The sequence below is a fragment of the Xanthomonas sp. NCPPB 3442 genome (genome assembly GCF_056725145.1).
This window is the reverse complement of record NZ_CM161514.1, coordinates 990,149-1,016,612: the sequence shown is the minus strand read 5'-3', so window position 1 is coordinate 1,016,612 and position 26,464 is coordinate 990,149. Positions and strand designations below refer to the sequence as shown.

At 63.3% G+C, this 26,464-nt stretch carries 22 protein-coding genes and 1 pseudogene; 14 read left to right on the top strand and 9 right to left on the bottom strand.

The genetic code is table 11. The annotated features are described in order from the left end of the window. Window positions 1-35 precede the first annotated feature (35 nt). From AC1POX_RS04620 to AC1POX_RS04610, 3 genes are all read left to right on the top strand, one after another. Entirely contained in the window at window positions 36-437 is a 402-nt protein-coding gene (locus AC1POX_RS04620; RefSeq protein ID WP_008576986.1) for a DUF4124 domain-containing protein, read from the top strand. A gap of 345 nt (window positions 438-782) precedes the next feature. Then, on the top strand, window positions 783-2,477 hold the full coding sequence (locus AC1POX_RS04615; RefSeq protein WP_011348599.1) for a proline--tRNA ligase: 1,695 nt from the start codon (window positions 783-785) through the stop codon (window positions 2,475-2,477). Between the two features lie 143 nt (window positions 2,478-2,620). Further along, a complete protein-coding gene (locus tag AC1POX_RS04610; protein WP_014091070.1) occupies window positions 2,621-3,082 on the top strand; it encodes an H-NS histone family protein in 462 nt (153 codons plus the stop codon). 56 nt (window positions 3,083-3,138) lie between these two features. Here AC1POX_RS04610 and AC1POX_RS04605 read toward each other — a convergent pair whose 3' ends face one another. Continuing rightward, window positions 3,139-4,398: a threonine/serine exporter family protein gene (locus AC1POX_RS04605; RefSeq protein ID WP_008576981.1), complete on the bottom strand. Its 1,260-nt coding sequence runs from the start codon at window positions 4,396-4,398 to the stop codon at window positions 3,139-3,141. A gap of 168 nt (window positions 4,399-4,566) precedes the next feature. Between AC1POX_RS04605 and AC1POX_RS04600 the strand changes: the two genes are divergently transcribed. The 4 genes from AC1POX_RS04600 to AC1POX_RS04585 all read left to right on the top strand — a co-directional run bounded on the left by AC1POX_RS04600 (window position 4,567) and on the right by AC1POX_RS04585 (window position 8,177). Continuing rightward, window positions 4,567-5,679, top strand: a complete 1,113-nt coding sequence (locus AC1POX_RS04600) for an MlaE family ABC transporter permease (RefSeq protein ID WP_008576978.1) — start codon at window positions 4,567-4,569, stop codon at window positions 5,677-5,679. A gap of 85 nt (window positions 5,680-5,764) precedes the next feature. Continuing rightward, the gene (locus tag AC1POX_RS04595) at window positions 5,765-6,607 is read left to right on the top strand and encodes an ABC transporter ATP-binding protein (RefSeq protein ID WP_008576976.1); all 843 of its coding nucleotides are present in this window, start codon (window positions 5,765-5,767) and stop codon (window positions 6,605-6,607) included. 2 nt (window positions 6,608-6,609) lie between these two features. After that, the gene (locus AC1POX_RS04590) at window positions 6,610-7,536 is read left to right on the top strand and encodes an MlaD family protein (RefSeq protein WP_008576973.1); all 927 of its coding nucleotides are present in this window, start codon (window positions 6,610-6,612) and stop codon (window positions 7,534-7,536) included. Beyond that, window positions 7,533-8,177, top strand: a complete 645-nt coding sequence (locus tag AC1POX_RS04585) for an ABC-type transport auxiliary lipoprotein family protein (RefSeq protein WP_277573721.1) — start codon at window positions 7,533-7,535, stop codon at window positions 8,175-8,177. The genes AC1POX_RS04590 and AC1POX_RS04585 overlap by 4 nt, the downstream gene beginning before the upstream one ends. A 553-nt stretch (window positions 8,178-8,730) precedes the next feature. Here the strand turns inward: AC1POX_RS04585 and AC1POX_RS04580 are convergent. Next, window positions 8,731-9,330, bottom strand: a pseudogene (locus tag AC1POX_RS04580) (alpha-ketoglutarate-dependent dioxygenase AlkB family protein). 115 nt (window positions 9,331-9,445) lie between these two features. Between AC1POX_RS04580 and AC1POX_RS04575 the strand changes: the two are divergent. Both AC1POX_RS04575 and AC1POX_RS04570 read left to right on the top strand, forming a co-directional pair. Then, window positions 9,446-11,095, top strand: a complete 1,650-nt coding sequence (locus tag AC1POX_RS04575) for an electron transfer flavoprotein-ubiquinone oxidoreductase (protein ID WP_031424421.1) — start codon at window positions 9,446-9,448, stop codon at window positions 11,093-11,095. A 7-nt stretch (window positions 11,096-11,102) separates the two neighbouring features. Next, window positions 11,103-13,940: a rhamnan synthesis F family protein gene (locus AC1POX_RS04570; protein WP_260222327.1), complete on the top strand. Its 2,838-nt coding sequence runs from the start codon at window positions 11,103-11,105 to the stop codon at window positions 13,938-13,940. A gap of 23 nt (window positions 13,941-13,963) precedes the next feature. Here the strand turns inward: AC1POX_RS04570 and AC1POX_RS04565 are convergent, their stop codons facing one another. Together AC1POX_RS04565 and AC1POX_RS04560 are read right to left on the bottom strand one after the other, a co-directional pair. After that, complete coding sequence (locus AC1POX_RS04565; protein WP_338339451.1) at window positions 13,964-14,602, bottom strand: CoA transferase subunit B; 639 nt, start codon at window positions 14,600-14,602, stop codon at window positions 13,964-13,966. Next, entirely contained in the window at window positions 14,602-15,333 is a 732-nt protein-coding gene (locus AC1POX_RS04560; RefSeq protein WP_372356794.1) for a CoA transferase subunit A, read from the bottom strand. Before AC1POX_RS04560 ends, AC1POX_RS04565 begins: the two co-directional genes overlap by 1 nt. A 134-nt stretch (window positions 15,334-15,467) precedes the next feature. Between AC1POX_RS04560 and AC1POX_RS04555 the strand changes: the two genes are divergently transcribed. Continuing rightward, window positions 15,468-16,814, top strand: coding sequence for a phosphohexomutase domain-containing protein (locus AC1POX_RS04555; RefSeq protein ID WP_029820288.1), 1,347 nt, complete (start codon window positions 15,468-15,470; stop codon window positions 16,812-16,814). A gap of 47 nt (window positions 16,815-16,861) precedes the next feature. After that, entirely contained in the window at window positions 16,862-18,265 is a 1,404-nt protein-coding gene (locus AC1POX_RS04550) for a mannose-1-phosphate guanylyltransferase/mannose-6-phosphate isomerase (protein WP_031424428.1), read from the top strand. 289 nt (window positions 18,266-18,554) lie between these two features. Here the strand turns inward: AC1POX_RS04550 and AC1POX_RS04545 are convergent, their stop codons facing one another. From AC1POX_RS04545 to rfbB, 5 genes are all read right to left on the bottom strand, one after another. Beyond that, window positions 18,555-19,721, bottom strand: coding sequence for a nucleotide sugar dehydrogenase (locus AC1POX_RS04545; protein WP_109291089.1), 1,167 nt, complete (start codon window positions 19,719-19,721; stop codon window positions 18,555-18,557). A 340-nt stretch (window positions 19,722-20,061) separates the two neighbouring features. After that, a complete protein-coding gene (gene rfbD, locus AC1POX_RS04540; RefSeq protein ID WP_008576951.1) occupies window positions 20,062-20,961 on the bottom strand; it encodes a dTDP-4-dehydrorhamnose reductase in 900 nt (299 codons plus the stop codon). Beyond that, window positions 20,958-21,515 (bottom strand): dTDP-4-dehydrorhamnose 3,5-epimerase, encoded by a 558-nt coding sequence (rfbC, locus tag AC1POX_RS04535; RefSeq protein WP_011052372.1) that lies wholly within the window; start codon window positions 21,513-21,515, stop codon window positions 20,958-20,960. The genes rfbD and rfbC overlap by 4 nt, the downstream gene beginning before the upstream one ends. Next, the gene (gene rfbA / locus AC1POX_RS04530; protein ID WP_031424432.1) at window positions 21,512-22,399 is read right to left on the bottom strand and encodes a glucose-1-phosphate thymidylyltransferase RfbA; all 888 of its coding nucleotides are present in this window, start codon (window positions 22,397-22,399) and stop codon (window positions 21,512-21,514) included. The genes rfbC and rfbA overlap by 4 nt, the downstream gene beginning before the upstream one ends. A gap of 55 nt (window positions 22,400-22,454) precedes the next feature. Continuing rightward, complete coding sequence (gene rfbB / locus AC1POX_RS04525) at window positions 22,455-23,510, bottom strand: dTDP-glucose 4,6-dehydratase (RefSeq protein WP_031424434.1); 1,056 nt, start codon at window positions 23,508-23,510, stop codon at window positions 22,455-22,457. Window positions 23,511-23,737: 227 nt separating this feature from the next. Here rfbB and AC1POX_RS04520 point away from each other — a divergent pair, with 227 nt between their 5' ends. Genes AC1POX_RS04520 through AC1POX_RS04510 form a run of 3 tightly spaced genes read left to right on the top strand, consistent with a single transcriptional unit; the run spans window position 23,738 to window position 26,430 of the window. After that, window positions 23,738-24,484 carry an electron transfer flavoprotein subunit beta/FixA family protein gene (locus AC1POX_RS04520; RefSeq protein ID WP_010377782.1) on the top strand — a complete coding sequence of 249 codons (747 nt, stop codon included), beginning with the start codon at window positions 23,738-23,740 and terminating at the stop codon, window positions 24,482-24,484. After that, window positions 24,484-25,428: an electron transfer flavoprotein subunit alpha/FixB family protein gene (locus AC1POX_RS04515; RefSeq protein WP_008576938.1), complete on the top strand. Its 945-nt coding sequence runs from the start codon at window positions 24,484-24,486 to the stop codon at window positions 25,426-25,428. Before AC1POX_RS04520 ends, AC1POX_RS04515 begins: the two co-directional genes overlap by 1 nt. Window positions 25,429-25,443: 15 nt before the next feature. Next, entirely contained in the window at window positions 25,444-26,430 is a 987-nt protein-coding gene (locus AC1POX_RS04510) for a lysylphosphatidylglycerol synthase transmembrane domain-containing protein (protein WP_209261800.1), read from the top strand. The last annotated feature ends 34 nt before the right edge of the window (window positions 26,431-26,464 follow it).

Here is a 26,464-nt window from a genome sequence, read left to right as displayed (position 1 = left end):
TGCAATCGCGGCGGGAATCATCCAGGGGAAGCCACATGCAGCTGTCGTCCGGGCTTTGCGCCCTGTTGATGCTGGTCAGCGCCGCCGCCGGCGCGACCGATCTTTATAAGTGGAAGGACGCCAAGGGCGTGACCCACTACACCGAAACCCCGCCACCGACCGGCCAGCGCTATGAAGCGCGCCGAATCGATGCGCGCAGCGGCACCGCCGCCATCGCTGCAGCAGAGACGGCCGCGCCCGAATCGGCCGACTGCCTCACCGCGCGCCGCAATCTGGAACTGCTCAGCGGCAAGGGCGAGGTCTCCATGGCGGCCGGCGCCGATGGCAAGCCTGGCGCCGTCCTGGACCAGGAAGCCCGTGCGACCCAGAGGAACCTGGCCGACGCCGCCGTCAAGGCCTATTGCAAGCCGGCAGCCCCAGGCGGCCCGGCCACCTGAGCCGGGAAAAGCTCCCAGGGGGACGGGAGTTGCCGTCCCGCCGCAGGGCTGGGGTTCAGCGCCTGGTGCCGCGGCCACCGGCAGCGTCAGCGTGCCCGACCTGATGGCAACACATGCGTAGGTGGTAGCAAGCGCGGCCCGGGGAGCTGCACCAGCGCCGGGCATCGGTGATGGATGCATGCTGACGACTGCGCGGCCTACGGCGCACGTGCGCCGGCAGGCCGGCCATTCGAGCCGCCCCGCAGGGGCCTACGCTGGCCAGCGACAACCGGCAACGCGCGCCTGGCGATGACCGGCAGGGCGCGAGACTGGCAAACTAGCGGCTTTCCGCCCAAGCGAAGCCCGATGCGTCTTTCCCAGTTCCACCTGCACACCACCAAGGAAACCCCGGCCGACGCCGAGTTGGTCAGCCACCGTCTGATGCTGCGCGCGGGCATGATCCGCAAGCTGGCCTCCGGGCTGTACACCTGGTCGCCGCTGGGCCTGCGCGTGTTGCGCAAGGTCGAAGCCATCGTGCGCGAAGAGATGAACCGCGCCGGCGCAGTGGAAGTGCTGTTTCCCACCATCCAGCCGCGCGAGCTGTGGGACGCCACCGGGCGTTGGGAGAAGTTCGGCGGGCAGCTGCTCAAGATCAAGGACCGCAAGGAACAGGAGTTCTGCTACAGCCCCACCGCCGAAGAGGCCGCGGCCGAATTCGCGCGCCAGGAAATCAACAGCTACAAGCAGCTGCCGCTGAATTTCTATCAGATCCAGACCAAATTCCGCGATGAGATCCGCCCGCGCTTCGGCGTGATGCGTGCGCGCGAGTTCCTGATGAAGGACGCGTATTCGTTCCATCTCACTGACGAGGACATGGCGCGCGAATACGACAACATGCGCGCCGCCTACACGCGCATCTTCACCCGCCTGGGACTGGATTTCCGCGCCGTGCAGGCCGATTCCGGCGCCATCGGCGGCGATGCATCGCAGGAATTCCACGTCATCGCCGACTCCGGCGAGGACTCGCTGGCGTTCTCCACCGGCTCCGATTACGCCGCCAACGTGGAAACCGCCAGTGCGGCACCGCCGGCCCCGCGCGCCGCGGCCAGCGAAGCAATGCAGCAGGTGGCAACGCCCACCCAGAAGACCTGCGAAGACGTGGCCCAGTTGCTCGGCATCGCGCTGCAGCGCACGGTCAAGTCGGTAGCGGTGATGACCCAGGCCGGGTTCGTGCTGGTACTGGTGCGTGGCGACCACGCGGTCAACGAGATCAAGCTGGCCAAGGTGCCCGGGCTGGCCGATTACCGCCTGGCCAACGAAAGCGAAATCCGCGAACACCTCGGCTGCGAGCCGGGCTTCTTGGGCCCGGTCAACACCGCGCGCCCGGTGCGCGTGGTGGCCGACCGCGATGTCGCCGCACTGGCCGATTTCGTGGTCGGCGCGAATGTGTCCGGCGCCCACCTGGTCGGCGTCAACTGGGGCCGCGACCTGCCCGAACCGGAGACCGTGGCCGATGTGCGCAACGTGGTTGAAGGCGAACGCGCGGCAGACGGCGGCGAACTGCGCCTGGCTCGCGGCATCGAGGTGGGCCATGTGTTCCAGCTTGGCAGCCAGTACGCGCAGGCGCTGCAAGCCACTGTCATCGACGAAGGCGGCAAGGCGGCGGTGATGAAGATGGGCTGCTACGGCATCGGCATTTCGCGCATCGTGGCCGCGGCGATCGAACAGAACCACGACGATGCCGGCATCATCTGGCCCGCGCCGATGGCGCCGTGGCAGGTGGTGGTCTGCGTGATCAATCCCAAGCAGGACCCACAGGTGCTCGCCGCCGCACAGGCCTTGCTGGACCAATTGCTTGCCGCCGGCCTGGATGCCGCCCTGGACGATCGCGGACTGCGCCCGGGCGCCATGTTCGCCGATATGGAACTGCTGGGCATTCCGCATCGGGTGGTGGTCTCGGAACGTGGATTGGCGGCTGGCACATTTGAATATCGCGCCCGTACCGCCGATGCAGCGGAAAGCCTGGATAAAGCAGCGTTATTCTCCCGCCTGGGGCATTGATCAAACCCCGGGTATCGGCTTCAAATGGATGAACACAAAGCGCCGAATTATTTCTGCGCATTTGTCACACCGGTTTTCTCACTTTATGATGGCCACCGCTGCCATGGACCGGCATTCTTTTTCTCTCATCTTCCGGAGCAGTGATGTCGATCGATCTTAGTGGCCTGTCGGCCAAGCAGTTGAGCGCCCTGATCAAAAATGCAAAGAAGCAGCAGACCGTGGTTGCCAAGCGCGCGCCGATCGCCAAGGTCCGCACGCAGCTGGTCCGCGCTGCAAAAGCCCAGGGTTATTCCATCGAAGAATTGTTTGGCGCTTCTGCCAGTGCCGGTCCGGGCCGTCCGGCCGGTGCCGGCAAGCCGGGTCCGCGTGCCGGCCGCAAGCTGGGCAAGGTGCCGCCGAAGTATCGCAACCCCGCCAACGCCCAGGAAACCTGGACCGGCCGTGGCAAGCAGCCGCGCTGGCTGGCCGAGTTGACCGCCGCCGGCAAGAAGGTGGAAGACTTCCTGATCAGCAAGGTCGGCGGTGCGAAAAAAGCAACCGCCAAGAAGGCCTCGCCGCGCAAGGCCGTCACCAAGCGCGCCGCCAAGAAGTCCAAGGCTGCCTGATTCAAACCAATAAAAACGCCGGCCATGCCGGCGTTTTTATTGCGGGGTGTTTGCCCTTATAAATTCTTGCGGGCCGGAATGAGCAGATTGCCAAACAGCAATCCGGCCATCAATGCCATCACGATATTGGTCACCGCCAAGAGTGCGGCTTGTCCGACGCTGACATCCTGTTGCTGCACCAAGGTCAAAAAGCCGCGCAAACTGACGCTCCCGGGAACCAGCATGATGATGCCGGGCAACCGGATCAGCGCACCGGGCTTGTGGACCACGCGCCCGAATAAATTGCCCGCAGCAGTCAATGCCATTGCCGAAGCGAATACCCCGGCCGGACCACCCCAGGCATGTCCTGCATAACGCGCGATGACATAACCTGACATGGCCGCCGCCATGATCCATAAATAATCGCGTCGATTGGCCTTGAACAGCACCGCGAACGCATAAGCGGCCACCACCAGCGAGGCCCATTCCACCCAGCCGGCCTGCGGCCGCAGGGCGGCCACCTGGGGATGCAGGCCAACCAGCTGGGTCAGGGTCACCGCAATGACCGCACCTACGGTCAGCTTGAGCACCGTGGTGACCGCACCGGCCAGACGCGCGGTGCCGGAGACCCAGTGCTGGCTGGCCAGCTCGTTGAACGCATTGGTCAATGACATGCCGGGCAGCAGCACCACCAGCGAGGCGATGATCACCGTGTTGAGGTTCAACGGCCCGATCAGCGAGGCCACCAGCGCGGCCACCACGCCCGCCAGCAGACCGGCCAGCGCCTCGCCGGCTTCCTTGGTGGCAGCGCGCTTGTCGGTGTACTGGGTGAGCAGGCCGATTGACATGCCGATCGCCCCGGCCGTAGCGATATCCAGCCATGGCAGCTTCCACAGCCCGGCCACGCCGGCGGCGGCCAGCCCGAACGCCAGCACCTGCAGGGTCTTGCCGCGCCGGTCCACCTCGCGGTCCAGCCGGCGCAATGCGGTGTGTCCTTGCGCGATGCTCATGCGGCCGTTGGCCACGCTGTCGGCCACATAGTCGGCCACGCTGAGCTTGTAGAGATCGTTTTCGCCCGGCGCCAGGCGAATCACCCGGGTGATGTCGCTGGAACCGATCGCCTTGGTGGGGTCGCTGAAGCTCAGGATGATGCCGGTGGGGTTGGACCAGGGCTCGCAGTCCAGGCCCAGCTTCTGCGACAACCCCACCACCGCTGCTTCCAGCCGTTGCGCGGTGGTGCCATAGGAATGCAGGCGCCCGGCAATTTCGGACACGAAGGCGACGCGCTGGGCGTAGGTGGCGCTGGCGGACGGGAGGACGACGGTGGCAGCGGACATGCGTGGCGGGTCGGATCGGAGAAACGCCGTGTCCGGCGAGGCCGCCAGTGTATGCCGCAGCGCGCGTAGCCGGCGCCCTCATCGACGGCCATCGGCACACCGCTGTGGTTGCGTCCCCATCCGTCGCTCACATTGGCCCTGTATGCTGGCGCCACGGACAGGCCACCCATGATCAAACCGCAACCTCCACGCATCGAACAAGACTCGCAGGATCAGGCACAGGTCCGCCTCGCTGGCAGTTGGGTCCTGGCGACCGCCCTGCCTCAGGCAGAACTGCTGCAGGCCGTACCCGACGGGGTGCGCCGCATCGACGCGCGCGGCATCCAGCAGCTGGATTCGGCCGGCGTACTGCAGCTGCTGCGCTTTGCCGGCCGCATGGGCCTGAAGGAAGACGCGATCGATTTCCGCGATGAGCACCAGGCACTGGTGTGCACCATCGAGGAACTCAACGACGAGCGCCCCAAGCCCAAACGCGATTACGGCTTCGTCGCCGCGCTCGACCGCCTGGGCCGGGCCACGCATCGCGTCGGCCAGGACATCTTGGAGTTGAACAGTTTTCTGGGCGAAAACCTGGTCAAGATCATGCGGCTGATCCACGAGCCGCGGCGCTTCCGGCTGACCTCCACCGTGCATCACATGGAGCAGGTGGGCCTGGACGCGGTGCCGCTGGTGGTGCTGCTGTCGTATCTGGTGGGCGCGGTGATCGCCTTCCTGGGCTCGACCATCCTGCGCGACTTCGGTGCGGAAATTTACGTGGTGGAGCTGGTGTCCATCGCCTTCCTGCGCGAATTCGCGGTGCTGCTGACGGCAATTGTGTTGGCAGGCCGCACCGCCAGCGCCTTCACCGCGCAGATCGGCGCGATGAAATCGCGCGAGGAAGTGGACGCGATCCGCACCCTGGGCCTGGACCCGATCGACCTGCTGGTGATCCCGCGCCTGCTCGCGCTGATCTTCACCCTGCCGCTGCTGACCTTCATCGCGATGATCGCTGGCCTGGCCGGTGGCGTCACCGTGGGCGCGTTCGACCTGGATATTCCGCCGCAGATGTATCTGGCGCGCATGCACGAAACCATCCAGTTGCGGCATTTCCTGGTCGGGCTCTCGAAGGCGCCGTTGTTTGCGCTGGTGATCGGCCTGATCGGCTGCCTGGAAGGGCTCAAAGTCAGCGGCACCGCGCAATCGGTGGGCGAACGCACCACGTCCTCGGTGGTGCAGACGATTTCCCTGGTCATCATCCTCGACGCGATCGCGGCGTTGTGGTTCATGAAGATGGGGTGGTGATGAAGCCGGGATTGGACATGCGTGATTCGGGATTCGTACAAAGCCGCAGCGCGGCGCTTGCACTGGTATTGGAGAGGAAGGTGCTGTGACCACTCCCGAATCCCCACTCCCCAATCCCGGCCCACAGGCCGAGGCCGACGACGAACAGCTGGCGATTTCCGTGCGAGGGCTCACCAACCGTTTCGGTAGCCAGACCGTGCACGAAGACCTGGATCTGGATGTGCGGCGCGGCGAAATCCTCGGCGTGGTTGGCGGTTCGGGCACCGGCAAGTCGGTGCTGATGCGCAGCATCCTGGGCCTGCGCGATCCCGATGCCGGCAGCATCCAGGTGCTGGGCGCGGACGCGCGCTCGGGCCGGTTCGCCGACCGCCAGCACATCACCCGCAACACCGGCGTGCTGTTTCAGGACGGGGCGCTGTTTTCGTCGATGACCGTGGGCGAAAACGTGCAGGTGCCGCTGAAGGAACACCATGGCGAGTTTCCCGAGCGCTGGTATTTCGAACTGGCGCTGCTGAAGATCAAGCTCGCCGGCCTGCCGGCCGATGCGCTGGACAAGCTGCCTTCGCAATTGTCCGGCGGCATGCGCAAGCGTGCCGGACTGGCACGTGCGCTGGCGCTGGATCCACCGTTGCTGTTCCTGGACGAACCCACCGCCGGGCTGGACCCGATCGGTGCGGCCGCCTTCGACCGTCTGATCCGCACCTTGCAGCAGGCCCTGGGCCTGACCGTGTTCCTGATCACCCACGACCTGGATACGCTGTACGCCATCTGCGACCGCATCGCGGTACTGGCCGACCGCAAGGTGATCGCCAACGCGCCGCTGGCCGAGGTCGAGCAGATCGATCACCCCTGGATCCAGGACTATTTTCACGGTCCGCGCGCCCGCGCCGCGCGCGCGGCCAAGACCGACTCCACCGAGACCGCCTGAGCATGGAAACCAAAGCCAATTACGTCCTGATCGGCGCCTTCACCATCGTGGCCGGCCTGGCCCTGCTGCTGTTCGGGCTATGGGCCGCCAAGTACTCCTCCGACCGCACCTGGCAGCAATACCGGGTGGTGTTCCGCGAGGCAGTGACCGGCCTGTCGGTCGGCAGCCCGGTGCAGTACAACGGCATCGCGGTCGGCTCGATCACCGAGCTGACCCTGGCGCCGAACGACCCGCGGCAGGTGGTCGCGCATGTGCGCGTCAACTCCACCACGCCGATCAAGAGCGACACCCGCGCCAAGCTGGCGATCACCAGTCTGACCGGCCCGTCGATCATCCAGCTCTCCGGCGGCACGCCCGAAGCGCCGGCGCTGACCAGCATCGACAAGAGCGACGCGCCGATCATCCAGACCACCCCGTCGGCGCTGCAGAACATCACCGACACCGCCAATCGCATCGTCGAGCGCATGGACCAGATGCTCTCGGACAAGAATGTGGCCAGCATTTCGGCCACGCTGCAGAACCTGGAGAAGATCAGCGGTGGCATCGCCGATCGCGACGAAGGCATGCAGGCACTGATCGTCAGCGCGCGCGACGCCGCGCGCAATCTGGACACCACCCTGACCACCACCAACGGCACCATCAAGCGGCTGGACCAGAACCTGGTACAGCAGCTGCCGGGCATCCTGGAAAAACTCGATGCCACCCTGGTCAAGCTGGATTCGGCCGCCGGCAATGCCGACAACATCCTTGGCGAGAACCGCGCGGCCATCAATAGTTTTGCCAACGATGGGCTGGGCCAGCTCGGCCCCACACTGACCGAATTGCGCGGCCTGATCCGCGACCTGCGCCGGGTCAGCGACAAACTGGACAACAACCCTGCGCGCTACCTGCTCGGCCGCGACGCACCCAAGGAGTTCGAACCGAAATGACTGCCATGCGTGTGTTGCGTCCCCTGCTGTGCGCCTCGTTGCTGGCGCTGGGCGGCTGCTCGGTGCTGACCGGCGGCGACAAGAAGCCTGCCACCATCTACGCCCCGACGGTGCGCGTGACGCCCAATCCCACCTGGCCGCAGGTGACCTGGCAGCTGGTGGTGGCCAAGCCCAGCGCCGCACGCGTCATTGACAGCCCGCGCATCAATGTGCGCCCGACCCCTGGCGAACTGCAGGTCTACCACGGCGCTGGCTGGGCACAGCCAGCCACCGACATGCTGGAAGACAGCGTGGTGCGCGCGTTCGAAGACTCCGGCAAGATCGCCGCGGTGGCCCATATCGGCACCGGCATCCGCTCGGACTACAAGCTGGCGATCGATCTGCGCCGCTTCGAATCCGATTACGCCGGCCAGTCGCTGCCCTCGGCCACGATCGAGCTCAACGCCAAATTGCTGCATTCGACCGACCAACGCGTGGTCGCCTCGCGCACCTTCCTGGTCGCGCGCCCGTCCACCGGCACCGATACCGCCGCAGTCGCGGTGGCTTTCGAGCAGGCGCTGACCCAGATCACCACCGAGCTGGTCGGCTGGACGCTAACCGCCGGGCAACAGGACAGCCAGAACGTGCCGCGTTCGTTGTAAGCGCAAGCGACAGGCTTGAAGCGGCTGACAGGCGACGTCACGCCGGTCTCTTGCAGAGCGGCTGATCTGTGCCATGGCTGCAGGGCGCTTACCCGCCCACCATCGCCAGCCACGCTGCAAGTACGTCCCTGCATGCTTCCTGGCGGCGTCCATGCCGCCAAGGGCTCGGCGAGGCTAGGCGGGCAAGGACCAGTTGAGATGCTCGGTGTGCACAGCTTTCAAAAAAGCACGTAGCGGCTTCTCGACGCGGTCTGCTCGTTCTTCAACACAGCAGCCAGTCGACTGTCTGGGCGGGGCGTCCTCGCTCTTCAATCACGTCATCAATGCACTTTCTGGTGCGGTGTCCTTGCCGCTTGCGGGACCGTTGGCGGCATGGATACCGCCATCGAGCCCGCATGGATGGGTTCACGGCGTGTTCCGCAAGCGGTGAGGGAACCGCGCACTCGATCCACTCATCGTTTGACCTGGATTGCTGGTTGCGCCCACGCAAGCTGCGGCCGACACGCCCACCGGGCTCACTGCCCAGGCGAGCGCGCTGCAAGTTGCTAGCCGCTCATGGCTGGGACACGCGCACCGCGATCTGACGAAAGGTCAGATTGATGCGCTCGTCGACCGGCTTGGCGGTGCGCGGCAAAGCGTGTTTGTAGTGGCGCTGGGTGTCGCCGCCCATCAGCAACAGGTCGCCGTGACCGAGCTCCAGCATTTGCTTCAGGGCCGCATCGTCGCGGTGCTTGAACGCAAAGCGCCGCGTCGCACCCAGGCTCACCGAGGCAATCAATGGCTGCGCGCCCAGCTCAGGCTCGTCGTCGCTGTGCCAGCCCATCGCATCGCTGCCACTTCGGTAGCGATTGACCAGCACGCTGTTGAACCGGTGACCGGTTTCGTCCTCCAGCCGCATGCGCACGGGCTACAGCACCTCCAGCCAGGGCTGTGGCGAGAACCGTGTGCCCGAGTAGCGATAGCTCGCCTCCGGATCGCCGATCCAGCTGCTCAGGCGCGGCGAATCCACCATGCGTCCGAACATCCGGATGCGGTGCACCTCCCAGTGCGTCTGCGCCAGCAGCGCCTGCATCAGCGCATCGGCCTGCGCGGGCGGCAGCCAACCACGCCACCAGTTGATCTCCGCCCCCGGCAATGCCACCCGAATCTTCATTCCGGAAACGCTAGCACGCAGCCCCGCATGGCGCGGATGAATCGACCCGATTTGCCGCCGTCACATGCAATCCCGGAAAATGCGCAACAGCCATCGAGCCAACGGGAGCGGAGCAATGTCGGAAGCGGGAGTGGGCGCACACGCGTCAGAGGCGGTCGAGCGCGACGTCATGGAATACGACGTCGTCACCGTCGGTGCCGGTCCGGCCGGGCTGTCGTTCGCGATCCGGCTCAAGCAGCTCGATCCGAACATCAGCGTCTGCGTGATCGAAAAATCCAGCACCATCGGCGCGCATATCCTGTCCGGTGCGGTGATCGAGCCCGGCCCGCTGGATGCATTGCTGCCAGGCTGGCGCGACAATCCGCCGCCGATCTGCGTGGCGGCCACCGACGACGAATTCTGGTTCCTCGGCAAGGACAGCGCACGCAAGTTCCCGGTGGTGCCGCCGGGCATGCGCAACCATGGCAACTTCATCGTCAGCCTGGGCGCGATGTGCGCCTGGCTGGCGCCGCAGGCCGAAGCGCTGGGCGTGGAAATCTATCCAGGGTTCGCCGCCGCCGAAACGCTGCACGACGACAGCGGCCAGGTGGTGGGCGTGCGCATTGGCGACATGGGTATTGCAAAAGACGGCACGCACAAGCCCGGCTACACCGCCGGCATCGACATCCGCGCCAAGGTCACCGTGCTGGCCGAAGGCGCGCGTGGCCACCTGACCAAGCGGCTGCTCAAGCGCTTCGACCTCACCGCCGACAGCGACCCGCAAGGCTATTCGATCGGCATCAAGGAGCTGTGGCAGGTGCCCGAAGGCCGCGTCACGCCCGGCAAGATCGTGCACACCATTGGCTGGCCAGCCGACAACCGCACCTACGGCGGCAGCTTCGTCTATCACCTGGACAACAACCAGATCGCGCTCGGTTATGTGAGCGGGCTGGACTACAGCGACCCGGCCTACCAACCGTGGGAAGCCTTCCAGCAATGGAAGAACCACCCCATGATCAAGCCGCTGCTGGAAGGTGGCAGCATTGTGTCTGCCGGCGCCCGCGCACTGGTCAGCGGCGGTTGGCAATCGCTGCCGAGAGTGGACATGCCCGGCGCCTTGCTCATCGGCGACACCGCCGGCCTGCTCAACGTACCCAAGATCAAGGGCACCCACCAGGCGATCCGCAGCGGCATGCTGGCCGCCGAACACCTGGTGCAATCGCAGCTGGCGCCGCAGGGCTTCGATGCCAGATTGCGCGCCTCCGAGGTCATGGCCGAGCTGAAGCAAGTCCGCAACATCAAGCCCGGTTTCAAGAAGGGCCTGTGGTTCGGCCTACTCAACGCGGCCTGGGAAACCGCGCTCAAGGGCGCTTCGCCGTGGACGCTGAAGAACAAACCCGACTGGTCGGCGCTGCACAAGCTCGGCGAGTACGAACAGCCCAAGCGCGACTACGTCACCCGCGACCTGGCCCCGCGCGATCGCCTGCAAGCCGTGTATTTCGCCGCCACCGAGCACGATGAAGACCAGCCGGTACATCTGAAGGTGTTGGACACCGATGTATGCGCCACCCGCTGCGTGACCGAATACGACAACCCCTGCACCCGTTTCTGCCCGGCCAACGTCTACGAAATGGTCGCAGACACCGCCAGCCCCTCCGGCAAGCGTCTGCAGATCAACGCGGCCAACTGCGTGCACTGCAAGACCTGCGACATCAAGGACCCGTACGAAATCATCACCTGGGTCACGCCGGAGGGTGGTTCGGGTCCGAACTACCAGAATCTGTGAATAACGAATGGCAAACCGCGTGACTGGCAGCCTCACCAAACTCCTGGCTGCGACGCGCCGTTCTGTAGAGCTGCATGGTGGCGGTTTTTCCGGTGCAACTGCGGTCGCAACGCGCGCATTCAAAGTGATTCGTGCCCTGGGACTACGCGGCTTTCTAAAACGAGTTCGATTGGCTGGGCGCAAGCAGCCGGCGGCTCAATGGATGTCGGAACAAGCGCCATTTGGCAGGCCAGTACCTTTGCCGCAGTTGCAGCTAAAGGTGGGCGTGATGGTGCACGTCTTCTATCCGGACCTCATCGACGAACTCGCACAGTCGCTCCAGTACATGCCAATTGGCTATGACCTGCTCGTCTCTGTAATGGACGAAGCAGCCGAAGCCCTAGCGAGAAACCGCTTTTCAAAGCTGCAGCGGATCGAGAATCTGGATATCCGCATCGTACCTAATCGTGGACGTGACATCGCACCGCTTCTGGTGACGTTCCGCGAGGAGATACTAGTGCTGGATGTCGTCTGCCACCTGCATACAAAGAAATCTTTGTACACGGGTAGCGAGCAAGGTGATTGGCGTCGGTATCTAATGTCGTCCCTGATGGGCAACGCGGAACGTATCGTGTGGCAACTTGGCATGTTTCAGGCTGAGCCACGCCTTGGCATGCTCTACCCTGAGAGTTACGAACGCGTTCCTCTTTGGGCACATACCTGGCTTAGTAATTTTGAAATGTGTCGCATGCTGGCCCAGCGACTCGGATTCGATATCCATGCGTCGGAATATATCGACTTCCCTGCGGGATCGATGTTCTGGGCGAAAGTGGATGCATTGAGGCCGTTGTACGCGCTGAATCTGGAACTCAAAGACTTCCCTGAAGAGCACGGACAGATCGACGGCACCCTGCACCACGCGATGGAGCGTATGTTCGTTGCTGTTGTGCGTCATCAGCACTTTCGAGTGGGAATATTGCCGCAAGACGGAACACTGTCACTCAGTGGCGAGGGCGAACGCAACTGGCAGGCTTCGTTTGACGCGCCGATTGCCACGCGATTAACACTATCCTCTCTTCAGGCTCGACTAGTGTCGCTGGATATCTTCGACACATTGGTAGTGCGGCCATTCCTGTTTCCTGCAGGTGCCCGCGCCTATCTTGCCCACTTGTTAGCGGGTCGGTTCGGGGTCGTAAATTTCCTTGAACTCCGTGAACTTGCCGAGTCCAAAGCACGCCATCAAGCTGGCGCCGATGTCGACCTGTCAACCATCTACGCGACGCTGTCTGGCCTGTCCGATGCGAAAGGACTTCCAATCGATGCAATTCAGGCATCGGAAGTGGCCCTGGAAACTGCCTTACTACGACCACGGCAAGGTGTGATCGCAGCAGTCAGCGGCTTGCAACGACGTGGTATCCGCTTGGTTGCGCTTTCGGACATGTATCTAGGTAGCACGTTGCTGAAGCAGGCACTCCCCTACGAGGTCGCCGCACTGCCAGCTGCTTGGTATGTGTCATGCGAGACAGGTTGGCGCAAGGATGCTGACAGTGCCTGGAGGCAGCTGCCGAAGATCGAAAAAATAGATCCTTCACAGTGGCTACATGTCGGTGATAATGAACAGGCGGATATTCAGCGCCCACAGATGCATGGCTTGTTGACGCCCGTGCATGTCATCCGTCCATCCGCGCTATTGGAGATTATTCCCGGATTGCGCTCGCTTAGGCCAGCCTCAGGTGCAGCAACGCGATGGCAGGATCAATTGTGGCTCGGCTTACTGGCAAATCGTTTCGCCGACCTAGCCGACCAGCAACCTGAGACTTTGAGGCCAGTGCCGATTCTTTCCCCAGCATGTCTTGGCTATGTAGTGCTCGGCCCACTGATCTTCGATTACCTTGCTTGGCTGATCCGCTTGGCAACCCAAAGCAAAACCGAAACGATCTTATTCTTGAGTCGAGAAGGTCATTTACTGCAGCAGGGGTTTGACCTAATAAGGCAAGCTTGTCCTTCATTACAGCAGCTGTGTGGCAAGTATCTGCTCGCATCGCGCCGGGGAACCGGAACACCCTCGCTGCATGCACCGGATGATCTTGGATTGCTGCTGGACAGCACTTATACCGGAACGCTGAGCGGCCTTATACAGGCGCGTCTAGGTGGTCGTGCAGCGGATATTTTGGAACGCCGTCTAGGGCGCCCGGCGATGCAACGCGATGTCTATCTGCCGGAGATGCACGCCGAGCTTGTGGAACTCATTACCCCAGCCATTAACGAATTACTGTCGCTTGCGGAAACTGAAAGGGCGGCTTATCTGCATTATTGGAGAGCTACCGTAGGTGACGGTGCTGCCATGGTAGCGGACATAGGGTACTCAGGCAGCATCCAATCCAACCTCACACGGTTGACCGGCAAGCCACTGGGTGGCGCTTATTTTGCATTGAATGCGCGCGCCGCAAAGATCACTAACCAGAGCTGGGCTGCTGCCCGCTATTTCGATGGGCGTACCGAAGGTGATCCGGATCAATCTACGCTCCTGCGTCACGATCTGCTTTTGGAGACACTTCTCACTGCTCCCTCACCGCAGTTTTCGTACTTCACGAGCACCTCCGAGGTTCCAACTGCGGTCTACGCCACTCCAGAGCTATCGCCGACGCAGTGGGCGACAATCGCGCAGGTGCATGAAGGCGCGCTAGCTTTTATTGCAGATGTCTGCAGAGTCACCCAAGAAGAAAGCTATCTACTGGAATTTGAACGCACTTCGATCCAGATCCCACTGCACTGCATCGGTTCCGCCTGCTGGCAGGCGCCATGGCTGGCAGACCTGCAACTCGACGATCACTTTACCGGTCGCGGATTGATTAAGGCCGGATGACCTAACGGTCATCCGGCTTCGCCTTACGACTGAGACGCCAAGATTTCAACGCCCGTCTTGTGGCGCAACTCGTCCAACTCCACTCCGTCTGCCGCCTCCACCAGCACCAATCCATCTGCAGTGACATCGAACACTGCCAGATCGGTAATGATGCGGTCCACCACGCCGACACCGGTCAGTGGCAGGTCGCATTGGCGCAAGATCTTATGGCTTCCGTCCTTGGCGACGTGCTCCATCAACACCACCACGCGTTTGACGCCGGCCACCAGATCCATTGCACCGCCCATGCCCTTGACCATCTTGCCGGGCACCATCCAGTTGGCCAGATCGCCACGGTCGGTGACCTGCATTGCGCCGAGAATCGCCAGGTCGATGTGGCCGCCACGGATCATCGCGAATGAATCGTGGCTGCCGAAATAGCTGGCACCGGCGCGGGCGGTCACGGTCTGCTTGCCTGCATTGATCAGGTCTGCATCCACTTGGTCTTCGCTTGGAAACGGGCCGATGCCAAGCAGGCCGTTCTCCGACTGCAGCCACACATCCACACCGTCGGGGATGTGGTTGGCGACCAGCGTCGGCAGGCCGATGCCCAGGTTGACGTAGGCACCATCGGTCAGTTCGCGTGCCGCGCGTGCGGCCATCTGGTCTCTGGTCCACGCCATCACTGCTGTCCTTCGCGCACGGTGCGCTGTTCGATGCGTTTTTCCGGCGTGGAGTTGAGCACCAGGCGGTCCACGTAAATGCCGGGCAGATGCACCTGATCCGGATCGATATCGCCCAGCTCCACGATGTCCTCAACCTCGGCGATGCACACGCGTCCGGCCATGGCGCAGGCGGGATTGAAATTGCGCGCGGTCTTACGGAATACCAGGTTGCCGGCGGTATCGGCGCGCCATGCCTTGACCAGCGCCACGTCGGCCTGCAACGCGGTTTCAAGCACGTAATGCTTGCCGTCGAATTCGCGCGTTTCCTTGCCCTGGGCCACGATCGTGCCGTAGCCGGTGGCAGTGTAAAACGCAGGAATGCCCGCGCCACCGGCGCGCAAACGCTCGGCCAGGGTGCCTTGCGGATTGAACTCCAGCTCGAGCTCGCCCGCCAGGTATTGGCGTTCGAATTCCTTGTTTTCGCCCACGTAGGACGAAATCATCTTGCGGATCTGCCGGGTGGCCAATAATTGACCAAGCCCGAATCCGTCGACGCCGGCGTTGTTCGAGATCACGGTCAACCCGCCGATCCCACTGTCGCGCACGGCTGCAATCAATGCCTCCGGGATTCCACACAACCCAAAGCCGCCCACCGCCAGGGTCTGACCATTGGCCAATACCCCGTCCAGTGCTGCCTTGGCATCGGCATAGCGTTTGCCGCTTGCCGCACCACGTCCGTCACTGCGCATCACCGCCCTCACCTCGCTGATGTGAAGCGCCCATTCTATCCGCTGACTGTTCCCTGTCCCCGGTCGCAATTCCGCCACACCCAAGACACGACGCAGCCGCTAAACTCGGGCGTCCCCCACTTCAGGATTTGCCCATGACGCTACCCGCCTTCAAGGCCTACGACATTCGCGGCCGTGTGCCGGATGAACTCAACGAGGACTTGGCCCGCCGCATCGGCGTGGCGCTGGCGGCGCAACTGGATCAAGGGCCGGTGGTCCTGGGCCACGACGTGCGCCTGGCCAGCCCGGCGCTGCAGGAAGCGCTTTCGGCGGGCCTGCGCGCCAGTGGCCGTGAAGTGATCGACATCGGCCTGTGCGGCACCGAGGAAGTCTATTTCCAGACCGATTACCTCAAGGCCGCCGGCGGCGTGATGGTGACCGCCAGTCACAACCCGATGGACTACAACGGGATGAAGCTGGTCCGCGAGCAAGCGCGACCGATCAGCTCGGATACCGGTCTGTTCGCCATCCGCGACACGGTCGCGGCCGATACCGCAGCGCCTGGCGAGCCCACCGCCAGTGAGCAGAGCCGCACCGACAAGACCGCGTACCTGGAGCACCTGCTCAGCTACGTGGACCGCAGCACGCTCAAGCCGCTCAAGCTGGTGGTCAATGCCGGCAACGGCGGCGCCGGTCTGATCGTCGACTTGCTTGCGCCGCATCTGCCGTTCGAATTCGTGCGCGTGTTCCATGAGCCCGATGGCAACTTCCCCAACGGCATCCCCAACCCGTTGCTGCCGGAAAACCGTGACGCCACCGCCAAGGCGGTCAAGGACAACGGCGCCGATTTCGGTATCGCGTGGGACGGCGACTTCGACCGTTGTTTCTTCTTCGATCACACCGGCCGCTTCATCGAAGGCTATTACCTGGTCGGCCTGCTGGCCCAGGCGATCCTGGCCAAGCAGCCGGGCGGCAAGGTCGTGCACGACCCGCGCCTGACCTGGAACACGGTCGAGCAGGTCGAAGAAGCCGGCGGCATTCCGGTGCTGTGCAAGAGCGGCCACGCCTTCATCAAGGAAAAGATGCGCAGCGAAAATGCCGTCTACGGCGGCGAGATGAGCGCGCATCACTATTTCCGCGAGTTCGCCTACGCAGACTCCGGCATGATTCCGTGGCTGCTGATCGCCGAACTGGTGTCGCAGTCGGGCCGTTCGCTGGCCGATCTGGTCGAAGCGCGCATGCAGAAATTCCCCTGCAGCGGCGAGATCAACTTCAAGGTGGCCGATGCCAAGGCCTCCGTTGCCCGCGTGATGGAGCATTACGCGTCGTTGTCGCCGGAGCTGGATTACACCGACGGCATCAGCGCCGACTTTGGCCAATGGCGTTTCAACCTGCGGAGCTCCAATACCGAGCCGCTGCTGCGCCTGAACGTGGAAACGCGCGGCGATGCCGCACTGCTGGAAACGCGTACGCAGGAAATTTCTGACCTGTTGCGCGGCTGATTGACCCCTCTCCCACCCATAGACGCACTTTGGAGTTTCCCCCGCCCATGAGCGACGTCCTACCCATTATCTTGTCCGGCGGCTCCGGCACGCGCCTGTGGCCGCTGTCGCGCGAGTCCTATCCCAAGCAGTTCCTGCCGCTGGTCGGCGACAAGAGCATGCTGCAGTCGACCTGGCTGCGCGCGGCTCCCGTCGCAGGTCACGCCCCCATCGTGGTCGCCAATGAAGAACACCGCTTCATGGCCGCCGAGCAGTTGCAGCAGTTAGGCGTGAAGCCTTCGGCCATCCTGCTGGAGCCCAAGGGACGCAACACGGCGCCGGCAATTGCCGTTGCAGCGCTGGAAGCGACCCGCGACGGTGCCGACCCGCTATTGCTGGTGCTGCCTTCCGACCACGTCATTCAGAACGAGGCTGCGTTCCAGGCGGCAGTGACCTTGGCAGCGACTGCTGCTGAGCAAGGCAAGCTGGTGACCTTCGGCATCAAGCCGACTGCGCCCGAAACCGGCTATGGCTATATCAAGGCCGGCGCCGGTACCGGTGCAAGCGCAGTCGAGCGCTTCGTCGAGAAGCCCGACCTCGCCACCGCACAAAGCTACCTGGCAAGCGGCGAGTACTACTGGAACAGCGGCATGTTCCTGTTCCGTGCGTCGCGTTACCTGGAAGAGCTGCGCAAGTTCCATCCCGCCATTGCCGATGCGTGCCAGAAGGCGTGGGAAAACGGCAAGCGCGACGCCGATTTCACCCGTCTGGACAAGGACGCCTTCGCCGCCAGCCCGTCGGATTCGATCGATTATGCCGTGATGGAAAAGACCGCCGATGCGGTTGTGGTGCCCTTGGACGCGGGCTGGAACGACGTCGGTTCGTGGTCTTCGCTGCGGGATGTTTCCAGCCAGGATGCGCAAGGCAACGCGCACCATGGCGACGTGATCCAGCTCGATTGCCAGAACACGTATGCGTACGGCTCGCGCCTGATCGCCATGGTTGGGCTTGAGGATGTGGTGGTCGTTGAAACGCCGGACGCCGTGCTGGTCGGCCACCGCGACCGCATCCAGGAGGTCAAGGACATCGTCAGCCAGATCAAGACCGCTGGCCGTTCCGAGGCCACCTGGCATCGCAAGGTCTATCGTCCATGGGGCGCTTACGATTCCATCGACATGGGCCAACGCCACCAGGTCAAGCGCATCACCGTCAAACCCGGTGCAGTGCTGAGCCTGCAGATGCATCACCACCGCGCCGAACACTGGATCGTGGTGAGCGGCACGGCCGAAGTGACGCGTGGCGAAGAAGTGCTGCTGCTGACCGAAAACCAGAGCACCTACATCCCGCTGGGCGTCACCCATCGCTTGCGCAATCCGGGCAAGCTGCCGCTGGAATTGATCGAGGTGCAGTCCGGCAGCTATCTGGGCGAAGACGATATCGTGCGCTTCGAAGACACCTACGGCCGCGCTTGATCGCGCGTCTCACCGTAGACGGCAATATCGACGGCGGCCTTCGGCCGCCGTCCTGCGTTATCCGTGGCCACGTTTATCGCGATACGGCGCGCGCGCGGATCAGAGGCCACACGCCTCATTGGCTGTGTCGCACACCTGTGAATGCGGGCAACGCAGCTGCATCGCCCACGGTTCGCCACCGCGGGTACCTGCCTGCGAAGCAGGTACATAGCACCGCATCGCCGTGAGTCCCATGGGCGTCCTGGACGGATGGCATCGCCACCCGCCAGGACTCAAGCGCCTGTCTGGCTCAGTTGTCGCCGAACAGGTCGCGCGTATACACCTTGTCCTGCACATCCTGCAGCGCGTCGGCCATGCGATTGCTGATGATGACATCGGCTTCGCGCTTGAAGGCCTCCAGGTCGTTGACCACGCGCGAACGGAAGAACTCAGGATCGCTCAGCGTCGGCTCGTACACGATGACGTCCACGCCCTTGGCCTTGAGGCGCTTCATCACCCCCTGGATGCTGGACGACCGGAAATTGTCCGACCCGGCCTTCATGATCAGTCGATAGATGCCGACCACCTTGGGATTGCGCCGTAGCACGTCGGCGGCAATGAAGTCCTTGCGGGTCGTGTTGGAATCGACGATCGCCCGGATGATGTTCTGCGGCACGCTCTGGTAGTTGGCCAGCAACTGCTTGGTGTCCTTGGGCAGGCAGTAACCGCCATAGCCGAAGGAAGGATTGTTGTAGTGGCTGCCGATACGCGGATCCAGGCAGATGCCCTCGATGATCTGGCGGCTATCCAACCCATGGGTAAGCGCGTAGGTGTCCAGTTCGTTGAAGTAGGACACGCGCATCGCCAAGTAGGTATTGGCGAACAGCTTGATCGCCTCGGCCTCGGTCGGCTCGGTGAACAACACCGGCACGTCGGGCTTGAGCGCGCCTTCCTGCAACAGCCGCGCGAAGGTTTCCGCACGCGCCGAACGCTCGCCGACGATGATCCGGGACGGGTACAGGTTGTCGTACAACGCCCGGCCTTCGCGCAGGAATTCGGGCGAGAAGATGATGCTGTCGGTGCCGAACTGCGCGCGCAGCTTGGCGACGTAGCCGACCGGAATGGTCGACTTGATCACCATGGTCGCCTGCGGATTGATCTCCAGCACCTTGGCGATCACGACCTCGATCGACCCAGTGTTGAAATAGTTGGTGTCCGGATCGTAGTCGGTGGGCGTAGCGATGATCACGAACTCTGCGCCGGCAAACGCCTCCTTGGCGTCCAGGGTGGCCTTGAAGTTCAAGCCACCTTGGGCCAGCGCGGCCTCGAGTTCCTTGTCGACGATCGGCGAGCGGCCTTCGTTGAGCAGCTTCACCTTGGACTCGACGATGTCCAGCGCCACCACCTCATGGTGCTTGGCGAGCAATACGCCATTGGACAGACCGACATAGCCGGTACCCGCGACAGCGATCTTCATTGGAATTCCTTGCGACATTGGATGGGGGAGGATGTAGCGCGCTGCATGCAGGTCACGGCGTAATGACGGGACGGCCGAGCCCGCAATGGGGCTGGCGCGCCCGCTGGGGGATACGCGAGAACCTGCACAGTGCCGGCTGATGCGATACAGCGCACACCTGCATGCATCCAACGTATGCATCGTGCGTGGCATCCGCTTCAGCGGCACATCCACGTCGGCCGCGACCTGCGTGGAGCAGATCGCCGGTCCGGCGCGGATCAACCCTGATGGTAGCCGAAGCGAAGTGCAAGCTATGAGTCGGTGCTGAAGCCGCACCGATCGGTGGCACCACCGACGACGCTCATCGTTGGGCGAGCGTGTCCAGCACCTGGCTCAGTCCATCCTGCCAGTCCGGCAGGCGGACGCCGAAGGTGTCCTGCAGGCTGTGGATATCCAGTCGCGAATAGGCCGGGCGCGTGGCCGGCGTGGGATAGTCGGCGGTGCTGATCGCCTCCACGCGCGGCGCATGGGCGAGCAGGCCGCGCGCGCGCGCCTGCGCGAAGATGGCTTCGGCGAAGCCGTGCCAGGTGGTCTGCCCGGCGGCGGTCAGATGCCACAAGCCGGAGGGTTCGCCCGGCTGGCGCAGCGCGTGCGCCGTGATGTCGGCGATTAACGCCGCTGGCGTTGGCGTGCCGATCTGGTCGGCGACCACGCGCAGCACGTCGCGCTCGGCGCCCACGCGCAGCATCGTGCGCAGGAAATTGTGTCCATGCGCCGCGTAGACCCAGGCAGTGCGGAAGATCAGATGACGGCCGCCGGCCGCCTGCACTGCCTGCTCGCCGGCCAGTTTGCTTTGCCCGTACACGCCGAGCGGCGCGGTGGCATCGTCCGGCCGATAGGGGCGCGTGCCCTGTCCATCGAAGACATAGTCGGTCGAGTAATGGACCAGGGGCACACTGGCGCGCGCGCACCATTGCGCGATGACCGACGGCGCCTCGGCATTGGCACGGAAGGCGGCATCACGCTCCTGCTCGGCACGATCGACGGCCGTATAGGCGGCTGCGTTGACGACGCAACTTGGCTGCAAGCGGTCCAGCAATTCGCTCAGGCGTTGCGGTGCGTCGAAGTCTGCCACCTCGCACGCTGCCCCATCCGGCAACCGACCACTGCGGGTGCTACTTAGGATCGGGCCATTGGCCGCCAATGCCCGCAGCAATTCCGTGCCGACCTGTCCATTGGCTCCCAGTACCAGCGTGGTCACGGCGTATACACCGGCAGGCGTTCGGCCGGCACATCGCCCAGAAACGGCGCGGCGGAGTCCTTTGCAGACAACAATGGGTTGCTGATCGGCCAGTCGATGCCAATTGCCGCATCATCCCAGCGCACGCCGGCATCGGCCTCCTTCACGTAGACGTCGGTGCATAGGTAGCTGAACACTGCTCGCTCCGACAGCACTGCAAAGCCGTGCGCGAATCCCTCTGGAATCCAGAATTGCTTTTTGTTTTCCGCGCTCAACACCACGGCTGCCCACTGCCCGAAGTTGGGCGATCCATGGCGGACATCGACAGCCACATCGTAGACCTCACCCTCAAGCACGCTGACCAGCTTGCCCTGGGGACGCGGCCACTGGTAGTGCAAACCGCGCAGCACGCCCTTGGCCGAGGTGGACACGTTGCTTTGCACGAATTTCGTCGGCAGACCATGCTGGCCGAAGCGCTCCGCATTCCATGTTTCAAAAAAATATCCGCGTTCATCGCCGAACACTGCCGGCTCGATGACCACACACCCTGGTAAACGGGTTTCGACGATTTTCACGGTACTACTCCTCGCACAGCCAATTCGTGCAGATACTTGCCATAGTCGTTTTTCAGCAATGGGGCGGCCAGCCGCTCCAGCTGTTCCGCATCGATCCAGCCCTGACCGAATGCAATTTCTTCAGGGCAGCACACCTGCAGACCCTGACGCATCTGGATGGTCTCGATGAAATTGGCCGCTTCATGCAGCGACTGGTGCGTTCCGGTATCCAGCCATGCATACCCGCGTCCCAGCGGCTCAAGATGCAGGTCACCAGCATCGAGATAGCAGCGATTGAGATCGGTAATCTCCAGCTCGCCACGCGGGGAAGGTTTCAAGGCGGCCGCATAATCGCTGGCTTTTCCATCATAGAAGTACAGACCGGTGACCGCATAGTTGGAGCGGGGCTTTTCAGGCTTTTCGGCAATATCGATGACCTTTCCCTGCTGATCGAATTCGGCCACGCCATAGCGCTCAGGATCGTTGACCCAATAACCGAACACCGTCGCACCCTGCTCGCGCGCGTCTGCGCGGCGTAGCGTTTCGGTCAAACCGTGGCCATGGAAAATATTATCGCCCAACACCAGGCAACTCGGCTTGCCATCGACAAAATCGCGGCCGATCAGATACGCCTGCGCCAGCCCGTCCGGACTGGGCTGCACGGCGTACTGAATATTGATTCCCCATTGCGCGCCATCGCCGAGCAGAGACTGAAACAGCGCCTGCTCATGCGGCGTGTTGATGATCAAAATATCGCGAATACCTGCCAGCATCAGGACGCTCAGCGGGTAATAAATCATTGGCTTGTCATAGACCGGCAGCAGCTGCTTGCTGACGCCCTTGGTGATCGGATACAGGCGCGTGCCCGACCCACCCGCCAAAATAATGCCTCTACGTTGTGTCATGAGATAGTTCCTTGTGAGGCCCGCACACGACCGCGCGGGCTCTTGCTGGGGCGCTTTACGCCGAGGCACCGATCCGTTCCAACCGGTAACTGCCATCCAGCACGCCCTGCACCCAGGCCTGGTTGGTCAAATACCAATGCACCGTCTGCGCGATGCCCTGCTCGAAGGTGTAGGCGGGCTCCCAGCCCAGTTCGTTCTTCAGCTTGGAAGCGTCGATCGCGTAGCGGCGATCATGGCCCGGGCGATCCGTCACATAGGTGATCTGGCTCGCACGCGGCTTGCCATCGTCACGCGGACGGTGCTGATCCAACAGTGCGCAGATCGCCTGTACGACCTCGATGTTTTGCCGCTCTGAATTGCCACCGACGTTGTAGGTCTCGCCGACCTTGCCCTTCGCCAGCACGGTACGAATCGCTTCGCAGTGGTCGCTGACGAACAACCAGTCGCGCACCTGCTTGCCGTCGCCGTAGACCGGCAGTGGTTCGCCAGCCAGCGCTTTGGCGATTACCAGCGGAATGAGCTTCTCGGGGAAGTGGTACGGACCGTAATTGTTCGAACAATTGGTGGTCAGCACCGGCAGACCGTAGGTGTGGTGGAACGCGCGCACCAGGTGATCGGAAGCAGCCTTCGATGCGGAGTACGGCGAGTTGGGCGCGTAAGGCGTGGTTTCGGTGAACTTGCCGGTCTCACCCAACGTGCCGTAGACCTCATCGGTGGACACATGCAAAAACCGGAACGCATCCTGACGCTCCTTCGGAAGCGCCTTCCAGTGGTCACGGACCGCTTCAAGCAGGGCCAGGGTCCCAACCACATTGGTCTGGATGAACGCGCCCGGACCTTCGATCGAGCGATCCACATGGCTCTCGGCCGCGAAATTCAGCACCGCATCGGGCTGGTGTTCGTGCAGCAGACTGGCGACCAACGCGCCGTCGCCAATGTCGCCCTTGACGAAAACATGGTGCGGGTTGCCCTCCAGGGGAGCCAATGTGTTCAGATTTCCCGCATAGGTCAGCGCGTCAAGATTGACCACGCGCACCCCGCGAGCCACTGCTTCAAGAACAAAGTTCCCACCGATGAAGCCGGCGCCGCCGGTTACTAGCCAAGTTGCCACTGCCTATCTCCTTATCGCGCGCGAACCGCGCTGCGTATTCAAACGACACAGGATATACGGTTAGCGCAATACCGGGCCTAAGCACTGACCAATTTGGGAGACAACGTGCCGCACCGCACCATCCATACGCCATCGCATGGTTCGCTTCACCCGGTTAGAATGCCCCCACTCCCGTGCCTGCCGCCGCGGCCGGGCCTTCCCGCAATAGCTGAAGGATCTCGTACACGATGAAAATCCTCGTCGCCTACAAGCGCGTGGTGGACTACAACGTCCGCATTCAGGTCAAGCCGGATGGCTCCGGCGTGGTGACCGAGGGCGTCAAGCTCTCGCCCAACCCGTTCGACGAAATCGCCCTGGAAGAAGCATTGCGCCTGCGCGATGCCGGCATCGCCACGGAAGTCGTGGTCGCCACCCTGGCGCCGGCCGATGCGGCTGCGCACCTGCGCAACGGCCTGGCCATGGGCGCCAATCGCGCAATCCATGTGGTGACCGATGCGGCTGTTCAGCCGCTGACCGCCGCGCGCGCGCTGCTCAAATTGGTCGAGAAGGAACAGCCGGATCTGGTCATCCTCGGCAAGCAGGCCATCGACGACGACGCCAATCAGACCGGCCAGATGCTCGCCACCCTCTGGGGCCGCCCGCAGGCCACCTTCGCCGGCAAGCTCGTCGTTGCCGATGGCAAGGCCACGGTGACGCGCGAGGTCGATGCCGGCCTGGAGACGCTGGAAATTGACCTGCCGGCAGTGATCACCACCGATCTGCGCCTGAACGAGCCGCGCTTCATCAAGCTGCCGGACATCATGAAGGCCAAGAGCAAGCCGCTGGAAACGCTGGCGTTTGCCGACCTGGGCGTCGACGCGCATGACAGCCTGACCACCACGCACTACGCCGCGCCGTCCAAGCGCAGCCGCGGCGTGATGGTCAAGGACGCCGCCGAGCTGGTGGCCGCACTCAAGCAGAAGGGGTTGCTGTAATGGCCAAGGTTCTCGTTGTTGCCGAACATCTCAACGGTCAGCTCAATGCGGCCACCGCCAAGACCCTCAGCGCTGCGCTGGCGATCTCGGCCGACTCAATTGATGTGGTTGTGCTGGCTGCCGACCCGGCCGCGGTTGCAGCGCAAGCCGCGCAGTTAGCCGGTGTTGCCCGAGTGCTGACGGTGGCGAACGCCGCAAACGAACACGCCATCGCGCAGGTGCTGGGGCCGCAGATCGCCCAGCTTGCCGGCCAGGGCTACACGCATGTCTTTGGACCCTCCACCACCTTCGGCAAGGACCTGATGCCGGTCGTGGCTGCGCTGCTGGGCGTCAACCAGATCTCCGATCTGATGTCGGTCGAAGACGCTTACACCTTCAAGCGTCCGATCTATGCAGGCAACGCCATCATCACCGTCAAGGCCCCGGCCGAGCAGATCGTGGTGGCGACAGTGCGCAGTGCCTCCTGGCCGGAAGCGGCCGGCGGTGGAAGCGCGACGGTCGAGGCGGCCACGGTGGAGGCCGCGTTGCCGACCCATACCCGTTTTGTCGGTCTGGCAGCAGGCAGCTCCGACCGTCCCGACCTGCAGAGCGCAAAGCGCGTGGTCTCTGGTGGCCGCGGCGTCGGCTCGGCCGAGAACTTCCAGCATATCTACAGCCTGGCCGACAAACTCGGCGCCGCCGTAGGCGCCTCGCGCGCGGCAGTGGATGCCGGCTACGTACCCAACGAGCTGCAGGTCGGCCAGACCGGCAAGATCATCGCTCCGGAACTGTATGTGGCCATCGGCATCAGCGGCGCCATCCAGCACCTGACCGGCATCAAGGACGCCGGCACGATTGTGGCGATCAACAAGGACCCGGAATCGCCGATCTTCGAGATTGCCGATATCGGGCTGGTGGGAGATTTGTTTACGCTGCTGCCGGAGTTGGAGGCTGCGTTGGGCTGAGGCCCTTCTGCTGCAATGGATGCGCCTTCGTCTTCCCGCATCAACGGTGCCGCAACATCGCGGCACCGTCTGGATTATCTGGTCGGCTTCGTCGTGCTGCTATGCGGCGGCTATATCGCCGCATTGGTCTGGGTAGACCACGGGAACGGGACGTTCTCGCGGCTGAGTGACGTCTGGCACCTGATGTTGCTCGCAATCGTGCCCGTATCGCTGACGTACCTGTTTCGGTACTGGCGCTGGCAATGGCTGCTCCGTCGCAAAGGGCATCGCGTACCAATGGGGCTTGGCCTGGCTGGCTATCTGGCGGGCTTCGCCCTGACCGCTACGCCAGGCAAGGCAGGCGAATTGATGCGGATTCGCTACTTCGCGCGGATGGGCATTCCCGCCGAGCGCACATTGGGTGTCTTCGTCTTCGAGCGCGCATCCGACCTTTTGGTCATCCTGTCGCTGTCCCTGCTGGCCGCATCCGTATTCCCCACCTTGGGCGCGCTAGCTGCAGTCGTGCTGGGATTTGTCTGCGCGCTGTTCGGCGCAGCCGCCTGGCCCGCGTTGTTGGACAACCTGAAAGGCGTGACCGCGCGACTTCCCGGCCGCTGGCTGCGGCAACTGGCGCATTTTTTCCTTGCGGCAGCCCTGGAATTGCGTAGCTGCCTGGATCTGCCTGCGTTCGGGCAAAGCATGCTTGCCGGGTTCATCGCCTGGGGACTGACATCGGCGGTGTTCGTGAGCCTTTGCGTCGGCATGGACCTGCAACTGGAGCCTACTGTCGCGCTCGGTATTTACCCACTTGCGATGCTGATCGGCGCACTGTCGTTTGTTCCCGGTGGCGTCGGCTCGACCGAACTGGCCATCGTCTTGATGCTCAACCGGCTCGGAATTTCTACTGCAGACGCCATTGCGGTCGCTGTCGCGGCGCGCCTGGTGACGCTTTGGTACGCCATTCTGGTCGGTGCAGTGTCTATGCTTGCCGCAGAATTCGCCGTCCGCAAGAGCGCGCGGTGAACGACAGGTATAATCGGCGCCCCGCAATGGATCG